The following is a 10,265-nucleotide window of genomic DNA, read 5'->3' as shown; positions in this document are numbered from 1 at the left end:
CCCGCACACCCGCACACCCGCACACCCGCACACCGAAGCCTGCCCCCCACGCCCTGAAGTGCTGCCTCCACGCCCTGGACCCTGGGCCCGCATCCCATACCCTCAGCCCGCTCTCCCGCGCGCCGGGCCCTTGAGCCCGCCCTCCCCCACGCACCAAAGCCTGAGCCAACACCCTGCGTCCCGAGCCCACAGCCCTGAGCTGAGCCCGCATCCCGCGCACCGGAACCCTCAGCCCCCCTCCCACGCGCCCTCGCGGGCCCCACGGGCGCTCAGCCGAAGAACACCCCGAATTCCGAGTACAGCGCGGGATCGACGCCCTTGGTGCCCACCGCGGCCTCCGCGAGCGGCATCCGCACGATGTCCGTGCCGCGCAGCGCCACCATCGTGCCGAAGTCCCGGTCCTTGACCGCGTCGATCGCGCGCAGCCCGAAGCGGGTGGCCAGCCAGCGGTCGAAGGCGCTGGGCGTCCCACCGCGCTGGATGTGGCCCAGGACCGTGGTGCGGGCCTCCTTGCCGGTGTGATCGGCGATCTCATGGGACAGCCACTCGCCGATACCGGACAGCCGGACATGGCCGAACTCGTCCAGACTGGAGTCCTTGACCACCATCTGGCCCTCCTTCGGCACGGCCCCCTCCGCCACGACCACGATCGGCGCGTAACGGATCGTGAAGCGGTTCTCCACCCAGGCGCAGACCTGGTCGATGTCGAAGGGCTGCTCGGGGATGAGAATGACGTTGGCACCGCCCGCGATGCCCGAGTGCAGGGCGATCCAGCCGGAGTGCCGCCCCATGACCTCGACCACCAGGGTGCGGGTGTGGGATTCGGCGGTGGTGTGCAGCCGGTCGATCGCCTCGGTGGCGATGTTGACAGCGGTGTCGAAGCCGAAGGTGTAGTCGGTGCCCGCCACATCGTTGTCGATCGTCTTGGGCACCCCGACCACCTGGATGCCCTCGGCGGCCAGCGCCGCCGCGACCCCGAGCGTGTCCTCGCCGCCGATCGCGATGAGCGCGTCCACCTCGTACTCGGCGAGCGTCTCCCGCACCCGGTCGACCCCGCCCTCACCGGCCAGGGGGTTGGTCCGGGAGGAGCCGAGGATGGTGCCGCCGCGCGGCAGGATGCCGCGCACGGCCGGGACGTCCAGCGGCACGATGGCTCCTTCGAGCGCGCCGCGCCAGCCGTCCCGCACCCCGACGAACTCGAAGCCGTGCACCTCCACGCCCTTCCGGACGATGCCGCGGATCGCGGCGTTGAGCCCGGGGCAGTCACCGCCGCCGGTCAGCACACCGACACGCATCTCCGCTCCCTCCGCCAACGGCGCGGACCGCTGCCGCCGCCGCTCCTTCCGACGCCCACTCCGGCCACCCCCCTTTCCTCCAGAATCCACCCATTTGTAGCGCGGTGCCCACAGCGGCGTAGGGATGTCCCCACAACACCGATGTGGTCATCCGACTGATACGACTGATGCGCCAGAGGTGTGGATAGACTCTCGCAACTGCACAAGGGCACAGCGGGGAGAGGCAGCACAGATGGCCCAGGCGAAGAAAATCGCGCTCTATATGCTGATCGTCTTCGTGCTGTACACGATCATCAAGACGCCGGCCAGGGCAGCGGACCTCGTCCAGGTCGGTTTCGAGGGCATATCGGACGCCGCCAAGAGCGTCGGCGAGTTCATGACGGAATTGACCAACTAGCCTCGCCCCCTCCCGCCCCCACCCTCGAACCCTCGCTCCCCCCAGTCCCATATTGGGCGATTTCTTCATCAACACGTGGTAAAGCGGTGCTTGCACACAGTGCACATGTCTTGTGATGCTATGACCGCTTTTGCCGGGTGAGTACATCGTGAAGGGGTGGCGTGACCGTGTCGGCCCGTACCGCGCCCAGAACCCCGCCCCAGGGCGATGGCGGCAGCGACAGCGGCAGAAGCCGCGGGGCTGACGCCAGAGCGCTCACCCAGGTGCTCTTCGCCGAGCTCTCGGACCTCACTCCCGGAACCCCCGAGCACGCCCGCGTGCGCGCCGCGCTGATCGAGGCCAACCTTCCACTGGTCCGCTACGCCGCGGCCCGCTTCCGCAGCCGCAACGAGCCCATGGAGGACGTGATCCAGGTCGGCACCATCGGCCTGATCAACGCGATCGACCGGTTCGACCCGGACCGCGGGGTGCAGTTCCCGACCTTCGCCATGCCGACCGTCGTCGGCGAGATCAAGCGCTACTTCCGCGACAACGTCCGCACCGTCCATGTCCCGCGCCGGCTGCACGAGCTATGGGTGCAGGTCAACGGCGCGACCGAGGACCTGACCGTGCTGCACGGCCGCTCCCCGACGACGGCCGAGATCGCCGAACGGCTCAAGCTCAGCGAGGAGGAGGTGCTGGCCTGCATCGAGGCGGGCCGCTCGTACCACGCCACCTCCCTGGAGGCCGCCCAGGAGGGCGACGGACTGCCCGGCCTCGTCGACCGGCTCGGCTACGAGGACCCCGCGCTCGCCGGAGTCGAACACCGCGATCTGGTGCGCCATCTGCTCGTACAACTGCCCGAGCGCGAACAGCGTATCCTTTTGCTCCGTTACTACAGCAACTTGACGCAATCTCAGATCAGTGCCGAGCTCGGCGTCTCCCAGATGCATGTGTCCCGGCTGCTGTCCCGGAGCTTCGCCCGGCTGAGATCCGCAAACCGGATCGAGTCCTGATCCTTGCGAAGGACCCCCACCCCGGGGCCTCAAGGCTGTAATGTCGACATGGCGCTACAGCGTGTTGCCGACATGTGACATTCTGCAGGAACCGCGTTTGGCGCGGCCCGACCTCCGGTATTCAGGGGGAGGCTGCGTCGGACGCGAACCGCGCAGCTGGGATCCGTCCGCGACCTCTAGGGGGTGGCATGTCCGTAGAACTGGGCAGCTCGAAGGTGCTCAACAACGACGCACCGCACATGCCTGACGACTGCGACGCCATCGACACCCGCACCCTCTCCCGCTCCCTCTTCCTGCGGCTCGCCACACTCGACAAGGACAGCGCCGAGGCCGGCTACGTCCGTGACACCCTCATCGAGCTGAACCTCCCGCTCGTCCGCTACGCGGCGGCCCGGTTCCGCAGCCGTAACGAGCCGATGGAGGACATCGTCCAAGTCGGCACCATCGGCCTGATCAAGGCGATCGACCGCTTCGACTGCGAACGGGGCGTGGAGTTCCCGACGTTCGCCATGCCGACCGTCGTGGGCGAGATCAAGCGCTTCTTCCGCGACACCAGCTGGTCGGTGCGGGTCCCGCGGCGGCTGCAGGAGCTGCGCCTGGCGCTCACCAAGGCCAGTGACGAGCTGTCACAGAAGCTCGACCGCTCCCCGACCGTCACCGAGCTCGCCACGGCGCTGGGCGTCTCCGAGGAGGACGTGGTCGACGGGCTCGCGGTGGGCAATGCCTACACGGCCAGCTCGCTGGACTCCCCGTCCCCCGAGGACGACGGCGGCGAGGGGTCGCTCGCCGACCGGCTGGGGTACGAGGACAGCGCACTGGAGGGCGTGGAGTACCGCGAGTCACTCAAGCCCCTGCTGGCCAAACTGCCGCCGCGCGAGCGCCAGATCATCATGCTGCGCTTCTTCGCCAATATGACGCAGTCGCAAATCGGCGAAGAGGTCGGGATCTCCCAGATGCATGTCTCCCGGCTGCTCACCCGGACCCTGGCCCAGCTGCGGGAGGGCCTGATCTCGGACTGAGCCACCACCGGCCGGTCCCCCGCCGGATCCCTGTACACCTGACGGGCCGTCAGCCACACTGGCCCGATGCGATACGCATGGAGCCGGACAACGGGCCGCCGAGGCACGGCGATCGCCTCCTCGGCGGCCGCGCTGTGCCTGGGGGCACTCCTCAGCGGCTGCGGCGGTGGCGGCGACGGCTATGTCGCCGCCGGGGCGGCCGGACCCGACGACCCGCAGACCGCGAACGCGGTGCCGCCCAAGGGCGACGTCGACCTGGTGCCCCTGGACGGGGACGGCACGGACAGCGATCGCGACCGTAAGGGCCGTACGGACGGAAAGCGCGATCGGGGCGCGGCCGGGCCCAGCACCGCGGACGGCAGAGCGGACGAACCGGCCTCGCGGGCGCCCTCGGCATCCGTGAAGGCCCACGGGCGTACGGACGGCTCAGGCGGATCGGACGGCTCCGGCGCCCCGGGGCATACGAACGGCGGCCCCAAGGGCGGCGACGGACCCAAAGGCGACGGGCCCGGTGAGCCCCCGCCCGCCAGCCCGGGCCCGGGTTCCCCGGACCCCTCCGGCACCCCCGCGCCCACCCGGCCGGCCGCCCTCAAGGTCGGCGAGCCGGAACGCACGGCGACCGATGAGCGCTGGTGCGAGAAGGTGAAGGTCGGTTTCCACAACACCGGAGGAGCGCCGGTCGCTTCGGGCACCATCACGTTCGCGACGCATGTGATCGACGTGCTCGGCATCGACTGGGCCACGCTGGAGTCCAAGGAAGAGCTGCCCGCGCCGATCGGCGCGGGCCGGAAGAAGGAGAAGACCTGGACGGTGTGCGTGGACGGCTGGCGGGTGCCGCTGGGCATGCATATCGAGACACGGGACGTCTCGGTCAGCTGGAAGCCGTAAGGCCGACGGGACAGCCGTAAGGCCGGTCCGGCAGCCGTAAGGGGCGCGGGAGCTCAGACCCCCCGCAGGAGCCCACGGCCCCCGCGAGAGCTCAGGCTCCCGCGGTGAGCGTCAGCTCTTCGCGGGCTCAGCCCAGCGCCAGCCAGGCCACCGCGGCGACGATCACGACCGCCGCGATCACACCGACGATCAGGCCGACGCGCGAGCCGCCCCCCGATCCGGTGGACGTCGGAGGCTGCCGAGTGCCCTCGTCGACGAAGGCGCGGAACATCTGGGTGGAGCCGGACGGGTCCTGGTTCCCGTTGGGGCTCTGGGGGTTGTTCGCCATGAGCCCCGACCCTAGCGAACGAGCGGATTCCAGGACACCCCCGGGTCTCAGCAGCCCCTCGCACCTCAGCCGCCCCGCTTGACCGACTCCAGGACGACTCTTTAACGGCAATTTACCGCCCAGATCACCCCTTCACTTGCCTGCAGCAACTAACTTCTTCTATGGTTGCCTCAAGCAACTGACAATTCCGATCAATCTCCCTGGGGGTGCCGTGGCCACACAGCGCCACTATGAGGAGCTGGCCCGGCAGCTCAGCGCCATCGGCACCATCAAGCGCGGGCTCGGACGCGTCCTGCCGACCGACTGCCCGTCGGGCTCCGCCGTCGTCCTGATGCACCTCGACCGCTACGGCGAGATGCGCATGAGTAAGCTCGCCGAGCTGCTCGACATCGATATGTCGGTGACCAGCCGCCATGTGGCACATGTCGCGAACCGCGGCTGGGTGGACCGCAAGCCCGACCCGCTCGACCGGCGGTCGCGGCTGCTGAGCATCAACCCCAGCGGTCGAGCACTGCTCGGCCAGATCTCCGAGCGCTACACGAACGCGCTCGCCAGTTGTCTGAGCGACTGGTCGGACGAGGACGTCGACCGCCTCAACGAACTTCTCGCCCGGCTGTGGACGAGCTTCGGGGACACCCGTTCCCGGGCCCTGCCGCATCAGGTGGAGACCAGCATCACCCGTACGCCTTCGCAACGTTAAGGAACTTCATGGCAACGACCACACCGGACGGCGGTGTGCGGGGACCCGCGGGGCACCCCGCCCACGCCAAGCACGGCGGAGGAGGCCACGGAGGCCAGCACGGCCACGACGCGGACTCCTCGGCGCCGATGACCCACCGGCAGATCATGGAGGCGCTCTCCGGGCTGCTGTTGGGGATGTTCGTCGCGATCCTGTCGTCGACGATCGTCTCCAACGCACTGCCCGAGATCATCTCCGATCTCCACGGCGGCCAGTCCGCCTACACCTGGGTCGTCACCGCCACCCTGCTGGCGATGACCGCCGCCACCCCGCTGTGGGGCAAGCTCTCCGATCTGTTCAGCAAGAAGCTGCTGGTCCAGATCGCCCTGCTGATCTACGTCGCCGGTTCCGTGGTGGCCGGTCTGTCGCAGAACCCCGGCATGCTGATCGCCTGCCGTGTGGTGCAGGGCATCGGCGTCGGCGGTCTGTCCGCCCTCGCCCAGGTCGTCATGGCGGCGATGATCTCCCCGCGTGAACGCGGCCGTTACAGCGGCTACCTCGGGGCGACCTTCGCCGTCGCGACCGTCGGCGGTCCGCTGCTGGGCGGCGTGATCACCGACACCGAGTGGCTGGGCTGGCGCTGGTGCTTCTACGTCGGCGTGCCGTTCGCCGTCATCGCGCTGATCGTCCTGCAGAAGACCCTGAAGCTCCCGGTGGTGAAGCGGGACGTCAAGGTCGACTGGGGCGGCGCCTTCTTCATCAGCGCCGCGGTCTCGCTGCTGTTGGTCTGGGTCACCTTCGCGGGCGACAAGTACGACTGGATCTCATGGCAGACCTACGCGATGGTCGGCGGTTCGGTCGCGCTCGGCCTGATCTTCCTGCTGATCGAGTCCAAGGCGCGCGAGCCGATCATCCCGCTGCGGCTGTTCCGCAACAAGACGATCACCCTCGCCTCGCTGGCGTCGCTCTTCGTCGGTATCGCGATGTTCTCCGGCACCGTCTTCTTCAGCCAGTACTTCCAGCTGGCGCGCGGTGAGACGCCCACGATGTCCGGCGTCATGACCATCCCGATGATCGGTGGCCTGTTTGTCTCCTCGACCGTTTCCGGTCAGGTCATCACCAAGACCGGTCGCTGGAAGGCCTGGCTGGTCATCGGTGGTGTGCTGGTGACCGCGGGTCTCGGACTGCTGGGCACCATCCGGTACGACACCCCGTACTGGCACATGGCGATCTATATGGCGCTCATGGGCCTCGGCGTCGGCATGATGATGCAGAACCTGGTGCTGGCCACCCAGAACCAGGTGGCCCCGCAGGACCTCGGCGCGGCCAGCGCCGTCGTCACCTTCTTCCGCTCCCTGGGCGGTGCGGTGGGCGTCTCGGCGCTCGGCGCGGTGCTCGCCAACCGCGTCACCCACTACGTCAAGGACGGCCTGACAGAGCTCGGCCCCAAGGGCGCCGCGCTGGGCCACGGCGGCACCGGCGGCGGTGCCATCCCCAACGTCAAGGCGCTGCCCGAGCCGCTGCGCACGATCATGGAGAGCGCCTACGGCCACGGTGTCGCGGACGTCTTCCTCTTCGCCGCCCCGGCCGCGTTCCTCGCTCTGCTGCTGACCCTGTTCATCAAGGAGGTCGCGCTGAAGACCAACTCCGGTTCCCAGCAGGCCGCTTCGGACGCGCCGGACGCCGACGCGGCCCCGGCCGACGCGCTGGCGGCCACGGCCGCCACCGGGCAGGTCGCCGACCTCGAGCCGGCGCTCGTGGGGGCCCCTGCCGCCGAGGTGCACGAGCCGGACGCCGACGGTGCCCTCGCGGCCACCGCCCCGCAGGCGGCCACCGCCCCGCAGCGCCTCGCGGCCTTCGGCGCCGCCGGGGGCGACGGCGCGGACCGCCAGCCCCGGCAGGGTGTGCACGGCTTCGTGCGGAACGCGGAGGGCGGCCCCGTCGCCCGCGCCGCGGTGACGCTGATCTCACTCGCCGGGCGGCAGCTGGGCCGTTCGGTGGCGCACCCCGACGGCTCGTACGCCCTGGACGCGCCGGGCTCCGGCTCGTACGTACTGATCGCGGCGGCCGACGGCCACCAGCCGCAGGCGTCCACGGTCGTGGTCGGGGACGAGCCGCTCGGCTTCGACATCGTCCTGGCGGCCACCAGCGGTCTGGTGGGCACCGTGCGCGGTGCCGCCGACGGCCGGCCGGTGGACGCGGCGATGGTCGTGGTCACCGATGTCCGCGGTGAGGTGCTGGCCTCCGGGAAGACCGGTGAGCAGGGCGACTTCGGCTTCGAGGAGCTGGTCTCCGGGACCTTCACGGTCGCGGTGAACGCACCGGGCTACCGGCCCGCGGCCCTGCCCGTCGACGTGGGGGCCCAGGGGCTGACCCGGGTGGAGATAGCGCTGCAGGCCGGGGCCCGGGTGCAGGGCACAGTCCGGGCCGGTGGCGACCGGCGGCCGCTGCCCGACGCGCGGGTCACCCTCGTGAACTCGGCCGGGAACGTGGTCGCCACCGCCACCACCGGTGAGGACGGCGCGTACGCCTTCACCGACCTGGACGCGGGCGACTACACGGTCATCGCGAGCGGCTACCCGCCGGTCGCGGGGGCGCTGACGGTCTCCGGACCCGGCGTGGACGGCCACGACGTGGAGCTCGCCCACCCGGGCGAGTGACGGAACCCCGGGCCCGGGGCGTGCGAGAGCGGAGTCGCGCCCCGGGCCCGGTCCGGGCGGCGGATTTCTCGACCGGACCCGGAACCCGGATCCCGGCGGCGGTGTAGTGAAGGCAGGGGACGGCCTGACACCGCCGCCCGGATCCGGCGCACAGACACGACGGGCGATGGCCAGCAGGACGAATACCACCAGCACGACGAGTTACGACGAACACGACGAGCACGACGGCACGGCGAGTATGACCGGCACGCCGAGCAACACGCGCAACACGGCGACACCCGAGCGGGAGCGAAACGCGGCATGACGACCACAGGAGCAGGAGCAGGCGGGGGTGCGGGGCTGCGGGCCCGGATCCGCACCCGCGACGGCTGGGCGGTCCAGCACGCGGTGCTGACCGTCACCGATATGATGGGCGCCCAGGTGCTGCGCGCGCAGGCCGACGCGGACGGAGCGGTGCGGAGCGACGAGCCGCTGCCGCCGGGGCCGTACACGATCATCGCCACCGCGGTCGGCTACGCCCCGGTCGCGTCCACGGCGATCGTCACGGCATCCGGGCGGGCCGACGTGGGCACGGTGGTGCTGGCGCGCCAGGGCGGGGTGGAGCTTCCGCCGCCCGGGGCCTGGACGATCGACCCGGCGCATTCGACGGTGGCCGCGGTCGCCCAGCATCTGGGGATCTCCAGCGTGCACGGCCGGTTCACGGAGTTCGGCGGTCGGATCGAGGTCGCCGAGGACATCGAGAAGTCGCGCGTCGAGGCGGTCATGCGGGCCACCAGCATCGACACCGGCAATACGATGCGGGACGGCCATCTGAAGTCGCCCGACTTCCTCAATGTGGAGGAGTTCCCGGAGCTGACGTACCGGAGCACGCATCTGAGCGCGGCCGGGGCCGACCGCTGGACGGTCCACGGCGAGCTGTCGATGCACGGCGTGGTACGGGACGTGGATCTGGACCTGACCTACCTGGGCACGGGCCCCGACCCCTGGGGCGGGGTGCGGGCGGCCTTCCGGGCCGTCGCCGAGCTGCGCCGGGAGGACTTCGCGATGAACTACAACCAGGTGGTCGCGGCGGGCATCGCGGCGATCGGCACGACCCTGCGGGTGGAGCTGGACATACAGGCGGTGCAGGGCGAGCAGCTGCCCGCGGTCTGAGCCGCCCGCCGCCGTGCGCTATCGCTCCTTCAGGGATTCGATACCGGCGATCGCCAGATCCAGGGCGAAGGTGAAGTCGCGGTCCTGCATCTCCTGGACCGTGGTGCCCCCGCGGGCCTCCATGACCTTCCGCGCCTCGTCGAACTCGATACGGTCCGCGACCGTGCCCATCATCTCGTGGTACAGCTCGTCCTGGGTGAGTCCCGCCGCCCGGCAGCGGGCGGCGAAGCGGCCCTCGATCGTGCCGAATCCGTAGACGAACTGATAGACGAGGGCCAGCGCGCTGGTGATCCTGTCGTCCGGCAGCCCGCTGTTGCGCATCACGGCCAGCGCGGCGTGGTTGAAGACCACCGCGTTGGGCCCGATGTTGAGGTATTCCCCCAGCAGCGCCGCCAGCCAGGGGTGACGGACCAGCACCCGCCGGTACTCGGAGGCGACCTGGCGCAGCTGGTCACGCCAGTCCCTCGGCTCGGCCGGAGTGTACTCAGGGCCCTCGACGGGGCCCGCGGCCTCGACCGAACGGACGGTCTCGATGGGCAGCGCTATCTCGCCCATGGCCGCGTCCAGGGCGAGTTCGAGCAGATGATCCTTGGTCTCCACGTACCAGTAGACCGACATGGCGGTCACCCCGAGCTCCGCCGCGAGCCGCCGCATCGAGAAGCCCGCAAGCCCCTCGGCGTCCAGCAGCCGCATCGTCGCCGCGACGATCTTCAGATGGTCGAGCCCGACGGGCTGCTGGTCGCCCTTGCGCCTGGGGGTTTTGCGCTCGGAGAGCCAGACGCTGGACCGCGGGCGGACGGTGCGGCTGCCGGTTGCCATGACGGCGCCTCTCTTTCTCCGATGTGCTGGCGC

10 protein-coding genes are annotated in these 10,265 nt (G+C 70.3%); 7 read left to right on the top strand and 3 right to left on the bottom strand.

Going from position 1 to position 10,265, the window contains the following annotated elements:
- Positions 1-269: 269 nt before the first annotated feature.
- Complete coding sequence (locus VT50_RS16970; protein ID WP_046085255.1) at positions 270-1,295, bottom strand: 6-phosphofructokinase; 1,026 nt, start codon at positions 1,293-1,295, stop codon at positions 270-272.
- Between the two features lie 232 nt (positions 1,296-1,527).
- Between VT50_RS16970 and VT50_RS39625 the strand changes: the two genes are divergently transcribed.
- The 4 genes from VT50_RS39625 to VT50_RS16955 all read left to right on the top strand — a co-directional run bounded on the left by VT50_RS39625 (position 1,528) and on the right by VT50_RS16955 (position 4,594).
- Entirely contained in the window at positions 1,528-1,692 is a 165-nt protein-coding gene (locus tag VT50_RS39625; protein ID WP_165556256.1) for a hypothetical protein, read from the top strand.
- Between the two features lie 161 nt (positions 1,693-1,853).
- Positions 1,854-2,687 (top strand): RNA polymerase sigma factor SigF, encoded by an 834-nt coding sequence (locus tag VT50_RS16965; RefSeq protein WP_046085202.1) that lies wholly within the window; start codon positions 1,854-1,856, stop codon positions 2,685-2,687.
- Positions 2,688-2,875: 188 nt separating this feature from the next.
- Complete coding sequence (locus VT50_RS16960; RefSeq protein WP_046085203.1) at positions 2,876-3,706, top strand: RNA polymerase sigma factor SigF; 831 nt, start codon at positions 2,876-2,878, stop codon at positions 3,704-3,706.
- A gap of 66 nt (positions 3,707-3,772) precedes the next feature.
- Positions 3,773-4,594: a hypothetical protein gene (locus VT50_RS16955; RefSeq protein ID WP_046085204.1), complete on the top strand. Its 822-nt coding sequence runs from the start codon at positions 3,773-3,775 to the stop codon at positions 4,592-4,594.
- A gap of 127 nt (positions 4,595-4,721) precedes the next feature.
- Here VT50_RS16955 and VT50_RS16950 read toward each other — a convergent pair whose 3' ends face one another.
- Entirely contained in the window at positions 4,722-4,922 is a 201-nt protein-coding gene (locus VT50_RS16950; protein WP_046085205.1) for a hypothetical protein, read from the bottom strand.
- A gap of 211 nt (positions 4,923-5,133) precedes the next feature.
- Between VT50_RS16950 and VT50_RS16945 the strand changes: the two genes are divergently transcribed.
- The 3 genes from VT50_RS16945 to VT50_RS16935 all read left to right on the top strand — a co-directional run bounded on the left by VT50_RS16945 (position 5,134) and on the right by VT50_RS16935 (position 9,413).
- Positions 5,134-5,622 carry a MarR family winged helix-turn-helix transcriptional regulator gene (locus VT50_RS16945; RefSeq protein ID WP_046085206.1) on the top strand — a complete coding sequence of 163 codons (489 nt, stop codon included), beginning with the start codon at positions 5,134-5,136 and terminating at the stop codon, positions 5,620-5,622.
- Between the two features lie 128 nt (positions 5,623-5,750).
- Entirely contained in the window at positions 5,751-8,261 is a 2,511-nt protein-coding gene (locus tag VT50_RS16940) for an MFS transporter (RefSeq protein ID WP_476714170.1), read from the top strand.
- A gap of 300 nt (positions 8,262-8,561) precedes the next feature.
- Positions 8,562-9,413 (top strand): YceI family protein, encoded by an 852-nt coding sequence (locus VT50_RS16935; protein WP_046085208.1) that lies wholly within the window; start codon positions 8,562-8,564, stop codon positions 9,411-9,413.
- 18 nt (positions 9,414-9,431) lie between these two features.
- Here VT50_RS16935 and VT50_RS16930 read toward each other — a convergent pair whose 3' ends face one another.
- On the bottom strand, positions 9,432-10,232 hold the full coding sequence (locus VT50_RS16930) for a TetR/AcrR family transcriptional regulator (RefSeq protein ID WP_046085209.1): 801 nt from the start codon (positions 10,230-10,232) through the stop codon (positions 9,432-9,434).
- Between the last annotated feature and the right edge of the window lie 33 nt (positions 10,233-10,265).

The sequence above is a fragment of the Streptomyces antioxidans genome, from assembly GCF_000968685.2.
Taxonomy (GTDB): Bacteria; Actinomycetota; Actinomycetes; order Streptomycetales; family Streptomycetaceae; genus Streptomyces; species Streptomyces antioxidans.
Note: the sequence above shows the minus strand (reverse complement) of the source record. Positions and strands in the feature narration are given on the sequence as shown.

What these genes read in the sequence shown, in the direction of transcription:
- VT50_RS16940 (WP_476714170.1), top strand. Translation starts at nt 5,751, where the DNA reads ATGACCCACCGGCAGATCATGGAGGCGCTCTCCGGGCTGCTGTTGGGG.
- VT50_RS39625 (WP_165556256.1), top strand. Translation starts at nt 1,528, where the DNA reads ATGGCCCAGGCGAAGAAAATCGCGCTCTATATGCTGATCGTCTTCGTG.
- VT50_RS16970 (WP_046085255.1), bottom strand. Translation starts at nt 1,295, where the DNA reads ATGCGTGTCGGTGTGCTGACCGGCGGCGGTGACTGCCCCGGGCTCAAC.
- VT50_RS16930 (WP_046085209.1), bottom strand. Translation starts at nt 10,232, where the DNA reads ATGGCAACCGGCAGCCGCACCGTCCGCCCGCGGTCCAGCGTCTGGCTC.
- VT50_RS16950 (WP_046085205.1), bottom strand. Translation starts at nt 4,922, where the DNA reads ATGGCGAACAACCCCCAGAGCCCCAACGGGAACCAGGACCCGTCCGGC.
- VT50_RS16935 (WP_046085208.1), top strand. Translation starts at nt 8,562, where the DNA reads ATGACGACCACAGGAGCAGGAGCAGGCGGGGGTGCGGGGCTGCGGGCC.
- VT50_RS16960 (WP_046085203.1), top strand. Translation starts at nt 2,876, where the DNA reads ATGTCCGTAGAACTGGGCAGCTCGAAGGTGCTCAACAACGACGCACCG.
- VT50_RS16955 (WP_046085204.1), top strand. Translation starts at nt 3,773, where the DNA reads ATGCGATACGCATGGAGCCGGACAACGGGCCGCCGAGGCACGGCGATC.